The sequence below is a fragment of the Nonomuraea sp. NPDC048901 genome, from assembly GCF_040649695.1.
Lineage (GTDB): Bacteria > Actinomycetota > Actinomycetes > Streptosporangiales > Streptosporangiaceae > Nonomuraea.
In genome coordinates, this window is the sequence record NZ_JBEZFW010000040.1 from 16,723 (window position 1) to 37,438 (window position 20,716).

20 protein-coding genes are annotated in these 20,716 nt (G+C 68.7%); 10 read left to right on the top strand and 10 right to left on the bottom strand.

Annotated features, from left to right (window positions below; all coding sequences use genetic code 11):
* Nucleotides 1–16: 16 nt before the first annotated feature.
* A complete protein-coding gene (plsX, locus tag AB0C30_RS57945; protein WP_357961700.1) occupies nucleotides 17–1,042 on the bottom strand; it encodes a phosphate acyltransferase PlsX in 1,026 nt (341 codons plus the stop codon).
* Nucleotides 1,043–1,177: 135 nt separating this feature from the next.
* Complete coding sequence (locus tag AB0C30_RS57950) at nucleotides 1,178–1,747, bottom strand: DUF1707 domain-containing protein (protein ID WP_357961702.1); 570 nt, start codon at nucleotides 1,745–1,747, stop codon at nucleotides 1,178–1,180.
* A gap of 175 nt (nucleotides 1,748–1,922) precedes the next feature.
* On the opposite strand from AB0C30_RS57950, the gene AB0C30_RS57955 reads away from it, so the two are divergent.
* Both AB0C30_RS57955 and AB0C30_RS57960 read left to right on the top strand, forming a co-directional pair.
* The gene (locus tag AB0C30_RS57955; RefSeq protein WP_357961704.1) at nucleotides 1,923–3,245 is read left to right on the top strand and encodes a lysine 2,3-aminomutase; all 1,323 of its coding nucleotides are present in this window, start codon (nucleotides 1,923–1,925) and stop codon (nucleotides 3,243–3,245) included.
* A gap of 961 nt (nucleotides 3,246–4,206) precedes the next feature.
* Nucleotides 4,207–4,839, top strand: coding sequence for a hypothetical protein (locus tag AB0C30_RS57960; protein WP_357961706.1), 633 nt, complete (start codon nucleotides 4,207–4,209; stop codon nucleotides 4,837–4,839).
* A 427-nt stretch (nucleotides 4,840–5,266) separates the two neighbouring features.
* On the opposite strand, the gene AB0C30_RS57965 is transcribed toward AB0C30_RS57960, so the two are convergent.
* The 3 genes from AB0C30_RS57965 to AB0C30_RS57975 all read right to left on the bottom strand — a co-directional run bounded on the left by AB0C30_RS57965 (nucleotide 5,267) and on the right by AB0C30_RS57975 (nucleotide 7,489).
* A complete protein-coding gene (locus tag AB0C30_RS57965) occupies nucleotides 5,267–5,422 on the bottom strand; it encodes a hypothetical protein (RefSeq protein ID WP_225302514.1) in 156 nt (51 codons plus the stop codon).
* 245 nt (nucleotides 5,423–5,667) lie between these two features.
* The gene (locus AB0C30_RS57970; RefSeq protein ID WP_357961709.1) at nucleotides 5,668–6,564 is read right to left on the bottom strand and encodes an ABC transporter ATP-binding protein; all 897 of its coding nucleotides are present in this window, start codon (nucleotides 6,562–6,564) and stop codon (nucleotides 5,668–5,670) included.
* Nucleotides 6,557–7,489 carry an ABC transporter permease gene (locus tag AB0C30_RS57975; RefSeq protein WP_357961712.1) on the bottom strand — a complete coding sequence of 311 codons (933 nt, stop codon included), beginning with the start codon at nucleotides 7,487–7,489 and terminating at the stop codon, nucleotides 6,557–6,559. The genes AB0C30_RS57970 and AB0C30_RS57975 overlap by 8 nt, the downstream gene beginning before the upstream one ends.
* A 484-nt stretch (nucleotides 7,490–7,973) precedes the next feature.
* On the opposite strand from AB0C30_RS57975, the gene AB0C30_RS57980 reads away from it, so the two are divergent.
* From AB0C30_RS57980 to AB0C30_RS58000, 5 genes are all read left to right on the top strand, one after another.
* Nucleotides 7,974–9,611, top strand: coding sequence for an ABC transporter substrate-binding protein (locus tag AB0C30_RS57980; protein ID WP_357961715.1), 1,638 nt, complete (start codon nucleotides 7,974–7,976; stop codon nucleotides 9,609–9,611).
* A 124-nt stretch (nucleotides 9,612–9,735) separates the two neighbouring features.
* A complete protein-coding gene (locus AB0C30_RS57985) occupies nucleotides 9,736–10,680 on the top strand; it encodes an ABC transporter permease (RefSeq protein WP_357961719.1) in 945 nt (314 codons plus the stop codon).
* Entirely contained in the window at nucleotides 10,673–11,611 is a 939-nt protein-coding gene (locus AB0C30_RS57990; protein WP_357961721.1) for an ABC transporter permease, read from the top strand. The genes AB0C30_RS57985 and AB0C30_RS57990 overlap by 8 nt, the downstream gene beginning before the upstream one ends.
* A gap of 13 nt (nucleotides 11,612–11,624) precedes the next feature.
* A complete protein-coding gene (locus AB0C30_RS57995) occupies nucleotides 11,625–12,662 on the top strand; it encodes an ABC transporter ATP-binding protein (protein WP_357961724.1) in 1,038 nt (345 codons plus the stop codon).
* Complete coding sequence (locus AB0C30_RS58000; protein WP_357961726.1) at nucleotides 12,646–13,662, top strand: dipeptide ABC transporter ATP-binding protein; 1,017 nt, start codon at nucleotides 12,646–12,648, stop codon at nucleotides 13,660–13,662. The genes AB0C30_RS57995 and AB0C30_RS58000 overlap by 17 nt, the downstream gene beginning before the upstream one ends.
* A gap of 68 nt (nucleotides 13,663–13,730) precedes the next feature.
* Here the strand turns inward: AB0C30_RS58000 and AB0C30_RS58005 are convergent, their stop codons facing one another.
* The 5 genes from AB0C30_RS58005 to AB0C30_RS58025 form a co-directional block, all read right to left on the bottom strand.
* The gene (locus AB0C30_RS58005) at nucleotides 13,731–14,915 is read right to left on the bottom strand and encodes a lipid-transfer protein (RefSeq protein ID WP_357961728.1); all 1,185 of its coding nucleotides are present in this window, start codon (nucleotides 14,913–14,915) and stop codon (nucleotides 13,731–13,733) included.
* Entirely contained in the window at nucleotides 14,912–15,316 is a 405-nt protein-coding gene (locus tag AB0C30_RS58010) for a Zn-ribbon domain-containing OB-fold protein (RefSeq protein WP_357961731.1), read from the bottom strand. Before AB0C30_RS58010 ends, AB0C30_RS58005 begins: the two co-directional genes overlap by 4 nt.
* A gap of 26 nt (nucleotides 15,317–15,342) precedes the next feature.
* A complete protein-coding gene (locus tag AB0C30_RS58015) occupies nucleotides 15,343–16,710 on the bottom strand; it encodes a S8 family serine peptidase (protein WP_357961734.1) in 1,368 nt (455 codons plus the stop codon).
* A complete protein-coding gene (locus AB0C30_RS58020) occupies nucleotides 16,707–17,801 on the bottom strand; it encodes a hypothetical protein (RefSeq protein WP_357961736.1) in 1,095 nt (364 codons plus the stop codon). The genes AB0C30_RS58015 and AB0C30_RS58020 overlap by 4 nt, the downstream gene beginning before the upstream one ends.
* Nucleotides 17,802–17,971: 170 nt before the next feature.
* Nucleotides 17,972–18,778 (bottom strand): SAM-dependent chlorinase/fluorinase, encoded by an 807-nt coding sequence (locus tag AB0C30_RS58025; protein ID WP_357961739.1) that lies wholly within the window; start codon nucleotides 18,776–18,778, stop codon nucleotides 17,972–17,974.
* Nucleotides 18,779–18,895: 117 nt separating this feature from the next.
* On the opposite strand from AB0C30_RS58025, the gene AB0C30_RS58030 reads away from it, so the two are divergent.
* The 3 genes from AB0C30_RS58030 to AB0C30_RS58040 all read left to right on the top strand — a co-directional run bounded on the left by AB0C30_RS58030 (nucleotide 18,896) and on the right by AB0C30_RS58040 (nucleotide 20,713).
* The gene (locus AB0C30_RS58030) at nucleotides 18,896–19,198 is read left to right on the top strand and encodes a DUF3263 domain-containing protein (RefSeq protein WP_357961742.1); all 303 of its coding nucleotides are present in this window, start codon (nucleotides 18,896–18,898) and stop codon (nucleotides 19,196–19,198) included.
* A 54-nt stretch (nucleotides 19,199–19,252) separates the two neighbouring features.
* Nucleotides 19,253–20,077, top strand: coding sequence for a trehalose-phosphatase (gene otsB, locus AB0C30_RS58035; protein ID WP_357961745.1), 825 nt, complete (start codon nucleotides 19,253–19,255; stop codon nucleotides 20,075–20,077).
* Between the two features lie 63 nt (nucleotides 20,078–20,140).
* On the top strand, nucleotides 20,141–20,713 hold the full coding sequence (locus AB0C30_RS58040) for a hypothetical protein (protein ID WP_357961748.1): 573 nt from the start codon (nucleotides 20,141–20,143) through the stop codon (nucleotides 20,711–20,713).
* Nucleotides 20,714–20,716 lie beyond the last annotated feature (3 nt).

The following is a 20,716-nucleotide window of genomic DNA, read 5'->3' on the forward strand; positions in this document are numbered from 1 at the left end:
GTGGATCCGCCACAGACTATGGGGTTCTCAGGCGATGCGGGCGGTGTGCGGCCGCGATTCTGTCGCCGATGCGTGCCACGACGCCCTGCGCCGACAGGTCGGCGGCGAGCCGGCAGGCGGCGCTGATGCCGGCCGCTCTGGACGAGCCGTGGGCGATCACCACGGTCCCGTTCAGTCCGAGGAGTACGGCACCGCCATGGGCCTCGGCGTCCAGGCGGCTGCGCAGCTCGCGCAGGCGTGACCGCTGCAGGAACGCCCCCAGCCTGGCCGTCCTGCTGTCGTCGATGGTCCGCCGGAGCTCGCCGAACGCGTAGCGGACCGCGCCTTCCATGGTCTTCAGCGCGACGTTGCCGGTGAAGCCGTCGGTGGTGATCACGTCGGCGATGCCGGTCAGCAGGTCGTGGCCCTCGATGTTGCCGATGAAATGGAGGCCGGGGGAGCCTTGCAGCAGCTCGTGGGCCCGCTTGACGATCTTGTTACCCTTCTCGGCCTCACTGCCGATCGTGAGCAGGCCGACCTTGGGCGTGGAGACCTCGTACGCCAGCTCGGCGTAGACGGACCCCAGATGCCCGAACTGCACAAGCATCTCCGGCTTGACCTCGGCGTTCGCGCCCGCGTCGAGGAGCAGCGTGGGTTTCGGCAGCGTGGGCAGCGCGACGGCGATGGCCGGCCGGAGCACGCCCTGCTGGGCCTTGAGCCTGAGCCGGCCCGTGGTCACGATCCCGGCGGTCGAGCCCGCGGACACCACCGCCGACGCGTCGCCCCGCCGTACGAGATGGCAGGCGATCGCGATGCTGGAGCGGGGTCGGCGCAGGCTGGCCAGCGCGCCCTCGTCCATCGCCAGGGCCTCCTCGGCCCGCACGATGGGGATCTCCTTGGTCGCGTCGTGGTCGGCGAGCGCCTCGTACAGCACCTTGGGCGAGCCGACGAGCACCACCGCCAGCCCGCGCTCGCGCACGGCGTGCACGGCCCCCGCCACTATCTCGTGCGGCGCGTGGTCGCCGCCCATGGCGTCGAGCGCGATCGGCCTGGTGTCGGACAAAAGGTCACCTCGTACGGCTCGCGGAGCGTTCCTGTGGTGCGGCCGGAACGCGGTCGCGCCGCGGTCGGCCCCCCGTTTCGCCCCCGTCCGCATCGTAGGCAGGCTGTCCGCCGGGCCGATCGGCGGGTGGCCGCGTCAGCCGACGCTGTTCAGGTTCCAGTCGGAGACCTCGCGCGAGACGATGACCTTGGAGAACATCGATCGGCCCGTGACCCGGATGAGCGGGCCGTCCTCGCGCGTGCCGCCGCTCACCTGGCGCTTGCCGAACATGGAGCCGCCCTCGTCGACCACCTGGGCGTTGTCGGGCACGAGCACGATCAGCTTGCTGAAGCGGGCGTCGGCCTCGATGGTGATCTCCCGGCCGGGCAGCACGGCGTCCGTCAGGTCGATGATCAGCGCGCCGAACCTCGCCGACAACCTGGTGTGGCGGGAGGCGACCCAGCGGCCCTTCCTGATCACCTTGCTGAACTTCGAGTCGATCGTCTGCTGCTCAATACCGAGGGCCACCATGTTTGGCGCCGACACATCGGGCAGGTCAGAGGTGATGGGGACCAGTTCACCGACGGTCTTGGCCGTGTAGGCAGCGTCGAGGCGGTCCGCGTGTTCGAGGCTGGTGAGCCTTCCGGTGGCGAGGGCCTCACCGAGCACCGCGGCCACGCGGTCGCGGTCGGCGTCGGAGGCGCGCATAACGGGATCAGGGGTCACAATTTGCCAGTCTATTCCCTATCGAGATATGTCGCGAGCGGTCAAACCTCAGCGAAAACTTGGAGACCAATGGAACCGGGGACGCTGTGCATAGCGTCCGGGTATAAGAACCGTAGACGCATGACAGGCGCCAGAGGTTTACAGCGGATCGAACAAAAAAGATGGGAAAGGCTTAGTGATCTTGAACCAGGCGGGCACGCGCCGCTTCAGGGCGTACACGTCCAAGCACCTCGACGAGCTCCTGCGACGTGCGGGGCTCGACGATGAGCAGCGGCTGAAGGTACGCGCCGTCGCCACCGTGCTGCCCTTCCGGACGAACGCCTACGTTGTGGACGAGCTCATCGATTGGTCGGCAGCGCCCGACGATCCCATATACCGTCTCGTCTTTCCCCAGGAGGACATGCTTCCGGCCGCGGACGTCGCGAGGCTGGCCGACCTGCTCAAGGCCGAGGCGCCCAACGTCGAGATCCAAGCCGAGGCCAACCGGGTGCGTGCGCAGCTCAACCCGCACCCCGCCGGGCAGAAAGAGCTCAACGTCCCCCGGATCGGCGCGGAGCCGGTGCCGGGGCTGCAGCACAAGTACCCCGAGACCGTGCTCATCTTCCCCAAGCAGGGGCAGACCTGTCATGCCTACTGCACCTACTGCTTCCGATGGGCGCAGTTCGTCGGCGACGCGGACCTGAAGTTCGCCTCCGACGACATCGACCAGATGGTCTCCTACATCCGTCAGAACCCCCAGGTCACCAGCGTGCTGATCACCGGCGGCGACGCCATGATCATGGGCGAGCCGGTGATCAGGCGATACATCGAGCCGCTGATCGGCCTGGAGCAGCTGGAGTCGATCCGGATCGGCACCAAGGCGCTGGCCTACTGGCCGCAGCGGTTCGTATCCGACCCCGACGCCGACGCCACGCTCGAACTGTTCGAGCAGGTCGTGGCCGGGGGCAAGAACCTGGCGTTCATGGCCCACTTCACGCACCCGCGCGAGCTGGAGTCGCCGCTGGTCGAGTCCGCGGTCAAGCGGATCCTCGGCAGCGGGGCGACGATCAGGACCCAGGCGCCGCTGATCCGGTCGATCAACGACGATCCCGCCATATGGTCGGGCATGTGGCGGCGGCAGCACAGCATGGGGATGATCCCGTACTACATGTTCGTCGAGCGCGACACCGGCCCGCAGGACTACTTCGCGGTTCCGCTCGCCCGCGCGTACGAGGTCTTCAGGGAGGCCTACTCCAAGGTCTCAGGGCTCTGCCGGACCGTCCGGGGGCCTTCCATGTCGGCCACCCCCGGAAAGGTGTGCGTGGACGGCGTGACCGAGATCGCCGGTCGGCGGGTGTTCGTGCTCCACTTGATCCAGGCCCGCGACCCCTCTCTGGTGGGCCGGCCGTTCTTCGCCGAGTACGACCCGTCAGCGGTGTGGCTGACGGACCTGCGTCCGGCCTTCGCCGATCGCTTCCCGTTCGAGGTATCCGTGGAAGACATGCTCGTGCCGGCCTGAGCGGTCAAGCGCGTGCCCCGCAAGCGGAAAGATTGAGCCCCCGGCCCGTGACAATTGTTTTCCCGACCGTTGTCGACGGGCCGTCGGGGCGCCTCTTCTGAATGCGGGTGACGTCAACGGAATATCGGATATACACCCCGGCTATTTCCCGATTTGTCTCCCGACTCGACACCCCTCCCATGATCGCCTCTGGGCTGCTGAAGGCCGTGTGACGTGGACTTTCCGTGGCCTGCACCCGGCCGACCGCGGTGATACAACTGCGTCAGTAGCTCAGCCGGGACGGCGCGCTTCGTGTGGTGCCCATAGCGTGTACGCCACGGCATTCGGGGGTTATCGAGACGCATCTCAGCATTATTTGAGAGCGCTCGATCACGAGCCGGGAAGGCAAATCATGAAACGTATTATCAAGACGGCGGTCGCCGTCGCGGGGTTGGCGCTGGCCGCGGCGTCGTTCGCGTCGGCCGCCCAAGCTGAGGCCCGTTACTCCGCGGTCGGGAGCCTGCCGGGGGGCGGTGACCCGATCCAGCCGCTGGGTGGTGTGAACAGCCTGAACGGCTTGTCCGCCGGGGCAAAGGTCGGTGGGGTTCTCGACAGTGAGGTGTCCGGTCCGCGAGCCGCCTCCGAGCGGGCTGAGGGGGTCGCTCTTCGGGCCGTTCCCCAGCGGGGCGCCGCCACCGAGGAGGTCTCGCCGTACTTCGGCGGCCGCCTGATGAGTCCGCCGCCGAGCAGGCGCACGGGCCGGCACGCGGATGGGCCTAGGGGCGGGCGCATGGACGACCCCAGGGGAGGGCCCATGGATGGGCGCATGGACGGGCCCAGGAGCGGGCCTTTGAACGGCCCCAGGGGCGGGCCCATGAACGGGCCCATGAACGGCCCGAAGAGCGGACCTATGAACGGGCCGAAGAACGGACCTATGAACGGGCCCATGAACGGACCCGTGAACGGGCCGAAGAACGGACCCGTGAACGAACCCGTGAACGGGCCCATGAACGGCCCCAAGGGTGGGTCCATGGACGGGCGCGCAGATGGGCCCAGGGGCGGGCGCATGGACGGGCGTGCGGACGGGCGTGCGGATGGGCGTAGGGACGGGCGTTGGACCTGGGGCGCGGACCCGCGTGCGCATGGGCGTAGGGGCTGGGGCTCGGAGGCGCATGCGCATGCGAGCACTCGCACAGGCGCCCACGCGGACGCCCAGGCAGGGGATCACCCGGACGGACGTGCGGACGCACGTGCGGGCAGGCGCAAGGACCGGTTCGAGAACCGGTTTGAGGACCGGCTGAAGCACCAGCTCCAGAACCAGTTTGAGGACCCGAGCACGGACCCGCGCAGGGACCCGCGCACGGATCGGCGTACGGGCGAGCAGGCGGGCGTGGGCGAGGTGCCCGGTGCCGCGCGTCTGGCGGAGCCGGTCGCGTCCGTCGACGAGATCGCCCCGCTCGTCGAGGACGCGTCCCACGCGGTCTCGACCTACGGGAAGAAGGCCGCCGGGAGCCTCGGCGGCACGGTGACCCCGCTCGCGGGGACCACTGAGGCGACGGCGGACGCTGTCTCGGGCTTCTCCCGCACGGCCGATCGCGGCGTGATGGCGATCTGACCCAGGCCGATCGCGATGTGATCGCGATCTGGCCGCGACGCCTTCCGGATGTCGGGCGTTCGAGCCGTGGTGGCGGTTCGTGAGTGTCATAGGTGCGTGCGCTCAGGAACGGGCCGCGACGGCCACGAGACGGCGCGTCCGGCGGGAAACATGATCGAGGGTCGGGTGCGTCCCGGAAACGTGGGACGCACCGCCACAGAGCCGGCGTGGCCGGTCGGCGAGCCCCAACGGTGCCGGGGTGTTCGACACGGCCGTCACGCATACGTCACGAGCCGCCCGCGAGAGCGGGTGGTCTTCTGGCCGGCCCGGGCGGACGCGCCCGGGCATGGGCCGCGCCCGCGCACCGCCACACTGCAGGGCTGTGGCGCCGCGTGAGTCGCGGCTCGCCGCCGGTCCCGGATCCCCGGGGCCGGCGGCATCGTCATTTCTACAGCAGGCGGACGCCGGTGCGGCGGGCTATCTGGGCCTGCAGCCTGGCCATCTGCCAGTGGAGGTCGATGAGTTGCTCGGTCAGTTGGGCCCGGGGAACGTCTGCCACGTCCTCGACGGCCAGATGGTCGATCGCGGCCGCTAGCTCTCCCATCGCGCGCTCCCACTCCATCGGCGTCCTCGTATCGAAACAACGTTCGAATGATATCGGAACACCGGCCACGGTGTCAGTTATTTGCCCCGCGAGTCGCGCGGGCATGACCGCGGGCATGACAGAACCGCGGACGCCTGACGGCGGCGTCCGCGGGAGGGGCGGGCATCAGCCCTGGTTGAGGGGCGGGGATCAGCCCTAGGGGGTCAGTCCTAGGGGGTCAGTCCTAGAGGGTCAGCCCTAGAGGGTCAGCCCTTGTTGTAGGCGGCGAGGACTTCCTTGGGGTCGCCGTCCATCTTGATCTTGCCCTTGTGTAGCCAGATGACCCGGTTGCAGGTCTCCTCGATGACCCTGAGGTCGTGGGCCACGAGGAAGACCGTGCCCGCCGACTCGCGGATCTGCTTGATGCGTTCCTCGCTCTTCTTGCGGAACTCGCGGTCGCCGGTGGCCAGGGCTTCGTCGATCAGCAGCACGTCGTGGGTCTTGGCCGAGGAGATGGCGAAGCGCAGCCGGGCGCCCATGCCGGAGGAGTAGGTGGACATCGGCAGCTGGACGAACTCATCGATGCCGGAGAAGTCGACGATCTCCTGGTATTTCTCCTTGACCTCGCTCGGCGTCATGCCCATCGCGTAGCAGCCCAGCACGATGTTGCGCTCGCCCGTGAGTTCGCGCATGAGCGCCGCGTTGACGCCGAGCAGCGACGGCTGGCCGTCGGTGTAGACGGCGCCCGAGTGCGGCGGCAGGAGGCCGGCGATGGCGCGCAGCAGCGTGGACTTGCCCGAGCCGTTGCGGCCGACGACGCCGATCGCGTCACCGTGGTAGGAGACGAAGGACACGCCCTTGACGGCGTGCACCTCCTTCATCTGCGGGCGGCCCTGGCGCTTGACCAGCCGCGTGAGGGCGTTGACCGCGTTGCCCTTCTCGTTGTCGCTGGCCGCGCCGTAGACCCGGTAGACGATGTGGAGATCGTCCACGATGACCGTGGGCGTGCCCGTGGGGACGTCCAGAGGCCGCTTGCCGGCGGGGGCCGGGTTGGGGTGCACCCTGACGTCCTTGTTGGGGGCGTCCGCCTTGGGGACGACCTCGCCGGGGACGGCGGGCTCCTGGCCCTTCACCTGTGACAGCTCCTTGGTCAGTTCAGCCACGCCCGTACCTCTCCTCAGCTCGCCAGAAGTACCAAAAGCCGAAGCCGAGTGCGAACACTGCCCAGAATACGCAAGACAGCACCACCATCATCGGGGGGTTGTGCCCATTCTCCGGATGGTAGGTCTCGATGAGGATGTCGCGCATCCACTCGATGTAGGAGGCCGCGGGATTGAGATACATCACGTCGGCCACCCACTGAGGTAGGTGCGCGGCGCCGACGACCTTGTCCTGGATCGAGAAGAAGACGCCCGAGGCGTAGAGCCAGGTGCGGGTGATGAACGGCAGCAGCTGATTGAGGTCGCGCATGGAGGAGCCGAGCCGGGCGATCACCAGGCCGGCGCCGATGTTGAACAGCGTCTGCAGCAGCAGCACGACCGGGATCATCAACCAGAACCACGTGGGCCATTCGCCGGTGACCACCACGAGCACCAGGAGCACGCCCATGGAGATGGCGAGTTGCTGGAGCTCTTGGATCGTGTAGGCCAGCGGCAGGGAGGCCCTGGGGAAGTGGAGCGCCCGGATCAGCGAGAGGTTGCCCGAGATCGACTTGGCGCCCGCGGTCACCGTGCGCTGCGTGTAGGTGAAGACGAACATCCCGGTCAGCAGGAAGGCCGGGTAGTTGTCGATGTTCTTGTTGCCGCCGAGGATCAGGCCGAACATCAGGAAGTAGATGGCGGCGTTCAGCAGCGGAGTCAGGACCTGCCATAGCTGGCCCAGAGCCGAGCTGGAGTACTTCGAGACGTTGCGCGAGGTCGCGTACGTCAGGATGAAGTGTCGGCGCTCCCACAGCTGGCGCACGTAGACAGGGAACCTCGGCCGCGCGATGGCACGGCGAAGCCCGTATCTCTGGGCGAGCTTGGCCAGCGGCTCCCCGCTTCGGCCGCCCGCCTGGGCGTCCGCTACAGCGGATTCCGGCTGGCTCATGGCAAGGACTCTATTGGATCCGGCTCGTTGAGGTGTCTGCCGCGACGGTTCGCGACAGACTGTTGGACGGTGTCCCGCGTTGACCGGTTCCAAGGCTGGTACCAGGGCATGCCAAGACTCGCTCAACCGTAGCTCAGCGACACGCGGGATGGCGGCTAGGGCGCGACCAGTGGCGCCAAGGGGGTATTTTTCATCAGCTGTTCACGTCCCGTAGTGTCCGCTTTAGAGGTTCTTCGGTGGGTTTGGTGCTCTATGCGAGAAATGACTGTGACGTTGGATAAGCGCACGTGTGACCGAACTGCAACGCACCAGAGACTCCGTGGTGGCAAGTAGTAAGGGATAGTCGCGATCGACTGGCAGGGCGTCGGCTGGTTTGACCAGGTCAGCCAAACCCGGGGGACGACAAGGAGCCCCCGTCAGGCTGCTCACGATCATCGCAGCTCAGCGCTTACGCCCACCTGTTTGAGGGAGGAATCTTTTTACCATGCGTGTTACTAAGGGCGCACAGATCGTCGCCGGTACCGCGCTGCTAGCCCTCGCGGTCGCCGCGTGTGGCGGCGGCGGATCCACGACCGGCAACCCCGCGTCGAGCGGAGGCGGCGACACGCCGGTCCGCATGGAACTGGGCGAGCCGCAGAACCTGCTGGTCCCGTCGAACACCACGGAGTCCGAGGGCGCTGAAGTCCTCGCTGCGGTGTTCGAGCCGCTCGTCAACTATGACGAGAACAAGCAGGTCGTCCTGGCGGCGGCCGAGTCGATCGAGAGCACCGACAACAAGGTGTGGACGATCAAGCTCAAGCCGTACACGTGGCAGGACGGCCAGCCTGTCACCGCGCAGAACTACGTCGACGCGTGGAACTACGCGGCCAACCAGGACAACGCCCAGGGCGCCGGCTACTTCTTCGGCCGCGTCGAGGGTTACGCCGACCTCAACCCTGGCGAGGGCAAGCAGGTCACCACCAAGGAGATGAAGGGCCTCAAGGCGGTCGACGACTCGACGCTGCAGGTCACGCTCACCGCGCCGTTCTCCCAGTTCAAGACCATGCTGGGCTACACCGCGTTCTACCCGCTGCCCAAGACCGCCTTTGGCGCCGACGGCAAGGTGACGCAGGAGTACGGCGAGAAGCCGATCGGCCAGGGCCTGTTCAAGCTCGACAAGCCCTACAAGAAGGGCACCGACCAGTCCATCGACCTGTCGGTCTACGACAAGTACCCGGCCAAGAAGCCGGCCGGCTGGACCAAGCTGCAGTTCAAGCTCTACAACAGCTCTGAGACGGCCTACAACGACCTGCAGGCCGACAACGTCGACATCCACGACTCGCTGCCCGCCTCGGCGATCTCCAGCGCCAAGACGGCGCTCGGCGACCGCTACCAGGACCAGCCTGACGCCGGCGTCGGGTACATCGGCTTCCCGCTGAAGTACAACGACGAGTACAAGGACGTCAAGATGCGCGAGGCCATCTCGATGGCCATCGACAGGAAGACCATCGCCGAGACGGTCTTCTCCGGCACGCGTTCGCCGGCTGACGACTTCATCAACCCGGCCATCGACGGTTACCGCCAGGGCGCCTGCCAGGCCTGCCAGTACAACCCGACCAAGGCCAAGGAGCAGTACAAGGCGGCCAATGGTCCGGCGAAGCTGGAGCTTGGCTACAACGCCGACGGTGGCCACAAGGAGTGGATCGAGGCCGCGGCCAACAACCTCCGCGCCAACCTCGGCGTCGAGGTGACGGTCAAGCCGTTCGAGAAGTTCGCGAGCATCCTTGACGCCCTCGACAAGAAGGAATACAAGGGCATGTTCCGGATGGGCTGGGCGATCGACTACCCGTCCGCCGAGAACTACCTGACGCCGATCTTCTCGACCGGCGCCATCAAGACCGGTTCGAACTACGCGGGCTACTCCAACAAGGAGTTCGACGAGACGGTCGCCAAGGGCGACCAGGCGGCGACTCCCGAAGAGGGGCTGAAGTTCTACCAGCAGGCGGACGACATCCTCATCAAGGACCTTCCGTACATCCCTGTGTACTTCTACCGTAACAACTCGGGATACTCGACCAAGGTCAAGAACGTCAAGATCAACCTGCTCAACCAGGTTGAGTGGGCCGACGTCGAGAAGGCCTGACGCTGTTCGCGGGGGCGGGCGCCTAGTCGCCCGCTCCTCGAGAGCCCGCCACGAAGGCAGTCATTGGGGCCGTGAGAACCCCAGGTCCCGGCGACTGCCTTCTTGGCATGTACGGGAGGCTTGAATGGGCCGTTACGTTATCCGGCGCCTGATCCAGGCGATACCAGTCCTGCTGGGCGCCACCCTCTTCATCTTCGCCATCGTCTTCGCGCTTCCTGGCGACCCCATCGCGGCGCTGGCCGGCGAGAAGAGGCAAGATCCCAACATCGTGCTGATCCTGCGGGATCAGTATCACCTCAATGATCCGCTGCTGCTGCAGTACTGGTACTACATCAGCAACATCTTCCTGCACGGCGACTTCGGCAAGACCTTCGCCGGAGTGCCCGTGACCCAACTGATGGCCGGAAAGTTCCAGGTCACCCTGAACCTGGCGCTCGTCGCCCTCATCATGGAGGCGATCGCCGGCATCCTGCTCGGTCTGTGGGCCGCGCTGCGCCGCGGCCGGGCGATCGACACCATGATCCTCGCCTCGACGCTGCTGCTCATCTCCGTTCCGCCGCTGGTGACCGGCTTCGTGCTCCAGTTGTGGCTGGGCGTGTGGCTCAAGCAGCAGGTGGGATTCGAGATCTTCCCGATCGCGGGCATCACCGCGGGGTTCAAGGCGTACTTGCTGCCCGGATTCGTCCTGGCGGGGTCGGGGATCGCGTACCTCACCCGGCTCACAAGGACGAGCCTGGTGGAGACGCTGAGATCCGACTACATACGAACAGCGACTGCCAAGGGAATGCCGAGACGAAGAGTCATCGGCCGGCACGGGCTGCGCAACGCGCTGATCCCGCTGGTCACCTACCTGGGCGCCGACGTCGGCACGCTCATGGGAGGTGCGGTGATCACCGAGACCATCTTCAACATCCCGGGCATCGGCCTTCAGATCTACCAGGGTGTATATCTGAGGGAGCAACCCATTGTCGTAGGTATCGTGACGATTCTGGTGCTGGTCTACATCTTGGCGAACCTGCTTGTCGACCTGCTGTACGCCGTGCTCGACCCGAGGATCCGCTATGAGTAATGACCCACAGCTAGGACCTGTGCAGACCGTGACCGCGCCACCTCCTCAGGCCAAGCCCAAGCGGCAGGACAAGCCCGCGAGCCTGTGGAGCGACGCGCTCTACGACCTGCGGCGCAGGCCGATGTTCATCGTCTCGGTCGGGATCATCCTGATCCTGCTGGTCATGTCGATCTGGCCGTCGCTGTTCGCCTCGATCAACCCGTTCGATCCCAAGACCTGCGAACTGGCCACGGCGCGGCAGGGACCGAGCGCGGGCCACATCTTCGGCAAGGACAACCTCGGCTGCGACGTGTACGCCAGGACGATCTACGGCGCGCGCAACTCGATCGTCATCGGCATCACCACCATGATCGTCACGGCGGTCGTCGGTGGTCTGCTCGGCCTGCTCGCGGGCGCTCGCGGCGGAGCCATCGACACGGTGTCCTCCAGGATCACGGAGGTCTTCTTCGCGATTCCGTGGATCCTCGGCTCGCTGCTCATCACGGCCACTTTCCGGGACGTCGACCTGGGCATCTGGATCGTGGTCATCGCGCTGGCGGTGCTGTCCTGGCCGATGACGTTCCGCATCATGCGGGCGGCGGTGATGACCGCCAGGAGCCAGGACTTCGTGCTCGCGGCGCGTGCGCTGGGTGCCGGACAGAGCCGGATCATGTTCAAGCACCTGCTGCCGAACGCGCTCGCCCCGGTGATCGTCGTCTCGACGATCAACCTCGGCGGGTTCATCGCGGCGGAGGCGGCGCTGTCGTTCCTGGGAGTCGGGATCCAGTCCCCGAACATCTCCTGGGGTCTGATGATCGCCGATGCTCGCAACCGGTTCCTGGAGGCGCCGCTGCCGCTGTTCTTCCCGGCGCTGTTCCTGAGCATCACGGTGCTCGCGTTCATCATGCTGGGCGACGCGGTGCGCGACGCCCTCGACCCGAAGCTCAGGTAGGAGGGGGGTTCAAGTGAGAAAGGCAACAACGGACACGTTGCCCGCCGAGGGAGGGCTGGGTAACGAACCGCTGCTCGCCATCGAGGACCTGCACGTGGAGTTCCACACCCGCCCGGGAATCGTGCGTGCGGTCAACGGGGTCAGCTACTCGCTCAGCCCCGGGGAGACCCTCGCCGTGCTGGGTGAGTCGGGCTCCGGCAAGTCGGTGACCGCCCAGGCGATCATGGGCATCCTCGACATGCCGCCGGCCCGCATCCCCAAGGGAGAGATCCGCTTCCACGGCACCGACCTGCTGAAGCTGTCGGACGAGGCGCGCACCCAGGTGCGCGGTCAGCGGATCGCCATGGTGTTCCAGGACGCGCTGTCCGCGCTCAACCCGGTCTTCACCGTGGGCTGGCAGATCAGCGAGATGTTCCGGGTGCATCGCGGCATGTCCAAGCGCGATGCCGTGAAGAAGTCCATCGAGCTCATGGACAGGGTCCGGATCCCGGCCGCCAAGCAGCGGGTGAACGACTACCCGCACCAGTTCTCCGGGGGTATGCGCCAGCGCATCATGATCGCCATGTCGATCGCGCTGGACCCCGAGGTGCTGATCGCGGACGAGCCGACCACCGCGCTCGACGTGACGGTTCAGGCCCAGATCATGGAGCTGCTCGCCGAACTCCAGCGAGAGAGCAACATGGGCATGATCCTGATCACGCACGACCTCGGCGTCGTCGCCGACGTCGCCGACAAGATCGCGGTCATGTACGGCGGGCGGATCGTCGAGAACGCCCTCGTGCACGACATCTACGCGAGCCCGGCCCACCCCTACACCAAGGGGCTGCTGGAGTCGATTCCCAGGGTCGACCAAAAGGGTCAGGACCTGTACGCGATCAAGGGCCTGCCGCCCAACCTGCTCGACATGCCGACCGGCTGCGCCTTCCACCCGCGGTGCCCGTATCGCCAGGACAACTGCGTGACGGACAACCCCCCGCTCTACGAGATCAGCGGCACGCGCAGCAGCGCCTGCCACTACTGGAGGGAGGTCCTCGATGGCGACCAAGGGTGAGCGCATTCTCGAAGTCCGCGACCTCGTCAAGCATTTCCCCCTGACCCAGGGCATCGTCCTCAAGCGGCAGATCGGCGCGATCAAGGCCGTGGACGGTGTCTCGTTCGACCTCGACAAGGGTGAGACGCTGGGCATCGTCGGCGAGTCGGGCTGTGGCAAGTCCACGCTGGCCAAGGTGCTGATGGCGCTGGAGCGGCCGACCTCCGGCTCGGTGAAGATCAAGGGCCGGGACATCGCCAAGGCCAGGGGTGGCGAGCTCAAGCGGATGCGGCGCAACATCCAGATGGTGATGCAGGATCCGTACACCTCCCTGAATCCCCGGATGACCGTCGGCGACATCATCGGCGAGCCGTTCGACATCCACACCGAGGTCGCCCCCAAGGGCGACCGCCGCCGCAAGGTGCAGGAGCTGCTGGAGGTCGTGGGGCTCAACCCCGACCACATCAACCGCTACCCGCACCAGTTCTCGGGCGGGCAGCGTCAGCGCATCGGCATCGCCCGCGGACTGGCGCTCCAGCCGGAGATCATCGTCTGCGACGAGCCGGTCTCCGCGCTCGACGTGTCGATCCAGGCCCAGGTCATCAACCTGCTGGAGCGGCTGCAGAACGAGTTCGACCTGGCGTACATCTTCATCGCCCACGACCTGTCGGTGGTGCGCCACATCTCCGACCGGGTCGCGGTGATGTACCTGGGCAAGGTGGTCGAGCTCGGTAAGGACACCGAGATCTACGACAAGCCCGCCCATCCGTACACGCAGGCGCTGCTGTCGGCCGTGCCGGTCCCCGACCCCGAGGGCCGTGAGCAGCGTGAGCGGATCATCCTGCAGGGCGACCCGCCGTCGCCCGCCAACCCGCCGTCGGGCTGCCGCTTCCGCACCCGCTGCTGGAAGGCGCAGGAGATCTGTGCGGAGGAGGAGCCGCTGCTGCAGATCCGGCCGGGGACGGGCCACGAGAGCGCCTGTCACTTCGCCGAGACGCACGACGTGGTTCACGTCGGCTGACCGCCGATGCCAAGGCCCTCTGCGGGAGCTTCCCGCGGAGGGCCTTGGCGGTTGTACGGCAGGCTGGGTCAGCGGGTGGTTATGACGGCCGAGCCGTGGCCGAACAGGCCCTGGTTGGCGGCCAGGCCGACCCTGGCGCCCTCGACCTGGCGCTCGCCCGCCCGGCCGCGCAACTGCCGCGTAAGCTCGCAGACCTGGGCGATGGCCTGGGCGGGGATGGCCTCGCCGAACGAGGCGAGCCCGCCCGACGGGTTCACCGGTACGCGCCCGCCGAGCGCGGTGTCGCCCGCCCGCAGCAGCTTGCCGGCCTCGCCTGGCGGGCAGAGACCCACGTCCTCGATCCAGTCCAGTTCGAGGGCCGTGGACAGGTCGTACACCTCGGCGAACGAGACGTCGCCCGGTCCGACGCCCGCCTCCTCGTAGGCGGCGTGCGCGATGGCGGCCCTGAAGGGGCGTTCCGGAGGGGGTACGGCGGCGGACGAGTCGGTCGCGAAGTTCGGCAGCTCCAGGACCGTGTTGGGGAACGTGGGCGTCACCGTCGAGACGGCGGCGATGCGCACCGGGTCGGCCACGCCCAGCCGGCGGGCGTACTCCGGCGAGGCCAGCACCAGCGCGGCACCGCCGTCCGAGGTCGCGCAGATGTCCATGAGGCGCAAGGGGTCGGCCACCATGGGCGAGGCCAGGACCTCCTCGGCCGTGACGACCTTGCGGTAGCGGGCCATCGGGTTCAGCGAACCGGCCAGGGAGTTCTTGACCTTGACGGCGGCGAAGTCGTCGGTGGTCTCGCCGTACAGGGCCAGCCGTCTACGGGCATAAAGCCCGAAATATGCGGGATTTGTGGCACCGAGCAGCCGGAACCGCAGCCAGTCGGGGTCGTCCGGACGGTCGCCGCCGACCGGCTTGAAGAAGCCCTTGGGTGTGGCGTCCGCGCCCACCACCAGCGCCACGTCACAGAGCCCCGCCATGATCCGCATGCGCGCGATGTCGATCGCCTGTGCCCCCGACGCGCACGCCGCGTAGCACGAGGCGATGCGGGCGCCGGACCAGCCGAGGGCCTGGGCGTAGGTGGATCCGGCGACGAACCCCGGATAGCCGTTCCTGATCGTGTCGGCGCCCACCAGGAACTGGACGTCGGTCCAGGCGATCCCGGCGTCCCGCAGCGCCTCCCGGGCCGCCGCCACGCCGTACTCCGCGAACGGTTTGCCCTGCTTGCCCCACGGGTGCATGCCCGTACCGAGCACCACGACGCTCACGACGCGCGCCCCCACATCCACACCAGGGGTCCGTCGGCCAGCGGGCCGTGGGTGAGCTCGACCTCCATGCCGACCTCCAGCTCGTCCGCCGTGAGGTCCTTGACCTGCCCCAGCACCACGATGCCCGCGCCGGTCAGTTCCACCGCCGCCAGCGTCACGGGCGTGTACGGCTCGGCGGCCACGAACGGCTCGGGCGGTGGGTAGGCGGCGCTCGTGTACGACCAGACGCGGCCGCGGCTCGGCAGCCTGGTCTCCTCCATGGACTCCCCGTCGCAGTGCGGGTTGCGGCAGAACCCGCGCTGCGGCGGGAAGCAGACCGTGCCGCACGCCGCGCACCGGGTGCCGATCAGGTGGGTGCCGGCGTCCTCGATGACGAACCAGCCGTCGATCGCAAGGCTCATAGGGAGGAGTATCACACAAGCGCTTGCTAGGTTACATCCCTCCTGCGCCACCGGTGCCGGACGAGCACCCGGCCCGACATGACCGCCGTCAGCAGCACCATGCCGAGCACCACCGGCAGCCGCGACGACGGCGCCTGGGACGCCGGCGGGCGGGAAACCGGGCCGTCGCCGAAGTAGCCACCGGTCCCCACACCGGCCCCGGCGGACGCGGCGGCGGGCCTCGCCAGGCGGTCGGCCGCGCGCAGGGCGAGCAGCGCGTTGGCCACCCCGTGCCCGTACGAGCGGTTGTAGCCGTCGGCGGGCCGCCGCCTGGCGCCCTGCTCGATGGCCGTCCGCACGTGGTACGGCGAAAGGTCGGGGTACATCGCCTTGATCAGCGCGGCGATGCCCGCCACCATGGCCGCGGCCGAGCTCGTCCCGTCGCCCACCACGTACGAGTCGGCGCCGTCGGCGGTCACGATGCCGGTCCCCGGCGCGACCACCGAAAGGTAGTCCTGGCGGTTGGAGAACGGCGCCACCTCCAGCCGCCGGTCGACCGCGCCCACGGCGATCACGCCGGGGTAGGCGGCGGGGAAGTTCTTCTTGTTGGTCGTGTCGCCGTCGTTGCCGGACGAGGCCACCAGGACGGCACCGCGGCTGATGGCGTACTGGACGGCCTCCTCCTCGGCGGCCGAGCCCTCCCAGGAGCCGCTGCCGCCGCCGAGCGACATGCTGATGACGTCGGCGCCGTGGTCGACCGCGTAGCGAATGCCTTTGGCGAGGGCGTCGCGGCCGCCGGCATGCTGCTTCTGGCGGAGCGGGTCGCCGTTCTCCAGCGTGACCCTGACGGACAGGACGCGGGCGGCGGGGGCGACCCCGATGACACCGCTGTCCGCGTAACCGCCGCCCTCGGTGCCGGTCGATACTTTGCCAATCGCCGTCCCGCTTGCTGCGGGAGCCCTTGTTCCGTGGTCGCCCACCGCAGGGATGCCTACTGCGGCCCTGTGTGGTGCGGGGATGCGTGCTGTCCCGCCGTTCGCTGTCAGGCTGTTCACTGTCGGGGCGCTGTGGCCGTGGCCGGCGATGAGGCTGGCCATGGCGGTGCCGTGGTGGCCCCACAGGGCCGGTTCGCCGGCGTCGCCGGTCAGGTCGGGCCCGGCGACCACCGCGCCGGCCAGGTCGGGGTGGCGGGCGTTCACACCGGTGTCCAGTACGGCGACCAGCACGCCGGCGCCCCGGCTCAGCTTCCACGCCTCCGGCAGGCGCAGGGTGGCGAGCTGCCACTGTCCGGCGCGGGCCGCCGAGCCCACGTCATCCGAGGCGCTCGGTCCCGCCCCGGCCACCAGGACCCCCGCCGCCAGGGGCCCGGCCATCAGCAGGCCCACCGCCAGCGAGCCGGCCAGGGGCCTGATCATCTGGTCAGACTTCCGTACAGGGCCGTGGCCAGCCGGCGGGCGGTGTCACCGAGGCGTCTGGCGACGAGCTCGCCCGGCTGGTATGGCCGGCCGTCCGCGTACCCGGCGGCCGTCGCGACGACGTAGGCGTCGTTCGACGAGATCAGGGCGCCGGTGACGTACTGCGACTCGCCGAACCGCTCGGCCGGCCCACCGGGAAAGGCCACCGGCCGCACGGTCGGCAACCGCCCCGCGATGGTCCCGGACCGGTCACCCAGCCCATCACCCCGGCCGGCACCCGACCCCAGGCCCGCCAAGCGCCCGGTACCGGTCTCGGGCCCGATTCCGGGCAAGCGTCCGGTGGCCGAGTCCGGCAGCCGGTCAGTGCCGGTCTCTGCCCCGACTCTCGGCAAGCGTCCGGTGGCCGGGTCTGGCAGTTGGTCGGTGTCGGTCTCTGGCGCCTCGCCGGGCAGACGTCCGGTACCGGTCTCGGGCCCGATCCCCGGCAAGCGTCCGGTGGCCGCCCCAGGCAGCTGGCCGGTGCCGGTCGCTCGCGATCTGCCGAGTGGACGGCCCGCGCCGGTGTCTGGCGTGCCGTCGGGCGGACGGTCGGCGCCGGTCCCTGGCGTGCCGTCGGGCGGACCGCCGGTACCGGCCCCTGACGGCCCGTCGGGACGGCCGGTGGCGATCGCTCGCGACCCGCCGGTCATACAGCCGGGGCCGGACTCTGGTGACCCGGTCGGCAGGCGGCCCGCGAGTGTCAGCGGGAGGTCGTCCGTCAGGCGGTCAAGAGGCCGGAGGGCGTCAGGGCCGGTCAGTACGGCGATGCCGACCGTCGCCACGAACGTCTGCGTGCTGTCCGCGTACGTGGCGCGTAAGGCCGTGACGCACCCGCGCAGCAGCCGCGCGACCCCGGGCTGGAAGGCCACCCGGCACGGCGACTCCGGGGCGACGCCGGCCAGGACATAGGTCACGCGGGCCCCAGAGGGGCTGGTGCCGGGTACGGAGCTCGGGAACACCCTGGCCACCGGCCACGCGTGCCAGCGCTCCGGCACGGGTGGCTCCGACGACGGCAGGGCCGCGGACAGCAGTGAGAGCAGCACAACAGACAAAGGGAACACGTGCACCTCGCGGGCAGGGGAGGGGTCGCCCGATGCCCGTGCATTCTGACACGCGATCGACGGTCCAATCTGACGCTTCGGTAAACAGACCGATACGCGGTGTAATTTCCTTTTGGCGGCTTTCGTCTCGCGGAGCGGGCGAGAGCCGCACATGGGCCTGGTCAGGGCGAGGGCGAGAGCCGCACGTGGGCGCCCGGTGGCAGGCCGAGGCGCTGGGCCGCGTCGCCCGAGTTGACGGCTATGGCGATCAGCCCGGCCGAGTCCGCGAAGGCCACCAGCTCGCCCGGCGGCACCGCCGCGAACGTCTCCCGGTACGGCAGCGCCAACTGCCTGCGCCCCAGCCAGACCCCGAGCGTGTCCCCGATCCGCACGCCCAGCGCCGCCAGGTCGCCCGCCGCGATCGACAGCTGGGTGTTGCCATAGCGGTCGACCGAAACCACCTCACCCTCGACGCACCCCTCGCGGAGCTTCGAGGTCGGCTCCGGCAGCGAAACCAGCCGCGAGAGCGGAACCTCGGGTCCCAGCTCGGCCGGTTTGAGCCCGCCGCACAGCCGCCCGGCCACCGGCGAGAACACGTCCCGCCCGTGGAAGGTCGGCGAGACCGGATGCAGGAAGTAGTCGGCGTTGCTGATCTCGTAGGCCGCCTCCGCCCCGCCGCTGGCGTGCATGGCCCACGACAGGAGCCCGTTGTCGGGGCCGATGAACACCCGCCCGCCCGCCTCCACGGCGACCGCCCGCCTGGCTCCGCCCGCGCCGGGGTCGACCGCCCCGATGTGTACGCCCTTCGGGAGATAGGGGATGGTTTGGGAGAGTATGGCGGCGCCGCGCCGTACATCGCCCGAGGGGATCAGGTGGCACACGTCGATCACCCTGGCCTCGGGGGCGATCCCGGCTATCACTCCATGACAGGCGGCCACATAGCCATCTTCGAGTCCGTAGTCGGTGAGAAGTGTGATGACTGAGGTCACATTTGGTGACTGTACGTCTCTCAATCCGCCGTGAACACCCGCACTCCGCACATTACGATTGGCACGGGCCCGCGTGCCCACGATGTGATCGTCGCGCGCCCTTCCGAGGAGGACACCATGGACACTGCGCCGGTCAGCGGTGACAGTGCTGCCCAGGAACCGTCCAGACGACCCCTCTCCGACCGCGATCTCGAACTCCTCGCCTTCGAACGCCAATGGCGGCGTTACGCGGGTGCGAAGGAGCAGGCCATCAAGGAGACCTTCGGGTTCTCCGCCACCCGCTACTACCAGCTTCTCGGTGAGCTGATCGATCGGCCGGAGGCGCTCCAGCAGGATCCGATGCTGGTCAAACGGCTGCGCCGGCTGCGTTCCACGCGCCAGCGCGAGCGCGCCGCCAGACGGTTTGGCATGCGCCCCTGACCTGCTGGGTAAGGCAGGCGCGTGAAGAACATCAGACAAACGGGATCACCCGGTATGGAAGCGATCCTGAAGGATCCGGCGGGAGCCGTGATCGGGCTCGACTTCGACGGCACCCTCGCGCCGATCGTGGCCGATCCCGCCTCCGCCAGGATTCATCCGGAAGCGCCGCCCGTACTCGCCGAGCTGGGCAGGTACGTCAATGCGGTGGCGATCGTGACCGGCCGGCCGGTGGCCACGGCTCTGCGGCTCGGGTCCGGCCTGGCTGACGCGCCGGGCTCAACCGACGCGTCCGGCCCGACCGACGCGCCCGGGTTGGCCGATGTGCCCGGCCTGGTGGTGCTGGGGCATTACGGGTTCGAGCGCTGGGAGGACGGCCGGGTCTCGGCGCCGCCGCCCCCGCCCGGCGTGCTCGAGGCCGAGGCCGAGCTGCAACTGCTGCTCGTCTCCCTCGGCGTGAAAGGCGTGGCGATCGAGGACAAGGGCCGGGCGGTCGCCGTGCACACCCGGCGCAGCGCCGACCCCGAGGGCACGCTGGAGGCCCTGCGTGAGCCGCTGGCCGCACTGGCGAAGAAGCACGGGCTGGTCGTCGAGCCCGGCCGGCTGGTGCTCGAACTGCGGCCGCCGGGCATGGACAAAGGGCACGCGCTCGGCCTGTTCCTGGCCGAGCGGGCGGCCAGGTCGGTCATGTTCGTCGGCGACGACCTGGGCGATCTGGCGGCCTTCGACGCGGTCAGGAACTCAGGGTTGCCGGGGGTGAACGTGTGCAGCGGCTCGGCCGAGGTGACCGCGCTGGCCGAGCGGGCCGACATCGTGGTGGACGGCCCCGACGGCGTGGTGGCCCTGCTGCGGGAGCTCGCGTCGGCTTTCAAGGGGCACTAATTCGCGCTAACTCGCCTACAAGTACGCAACCCGCGTGCAAGCGCGCGCCGGTACGGTCGCGGGATGTCGAAGAGATACCTCGCCGTGGCGGGCCTGTCCGTGGCCGCCGCCCTCCTCGTCCCGGCCGCCCCTGCCTCGGCGAGCACCGCGAACCATCCGCTCAAGCTGCGCCAAGGGCTGACGCTGTCCCTTCCGAGCTCATGGAAGGTGTACGGCAAGGGCGACTGGATCCATGTCGTCACCGGCAAGTGCGCCAAGCCCAAAGGGGAGTACTTCACGCCGGAGTGCCGCGGCTTCTGGGTGCTCGGGCCCGCGGCCATCAAGGTGGGTCACGAGCTCAATCCGTACACGCCCGACCGGCCTTTCTACTCGGCGACCGACGTGGAGCCCTGCCCGCTCAACCGCAAGTGGAGCCAGACGTTCAACGGCTCGGCGGCCAAGGGGCTGCGCCAGGTCGGGCCCGGCCACAAGGCGTACTACCGCGCGTGGAAGGGCACCTGCGTCACCGGGACGGGCAAGGCGCGGGCCACCTTCGTCCAGCGGGAGTGGTACCTGCCCAAGAGCGGCGTCCTCGTCGTCGACTCATGGAACACCCCCGGCCTGCCCGGCGTACTCAAGCACGCGACCTGGCGATAAGCG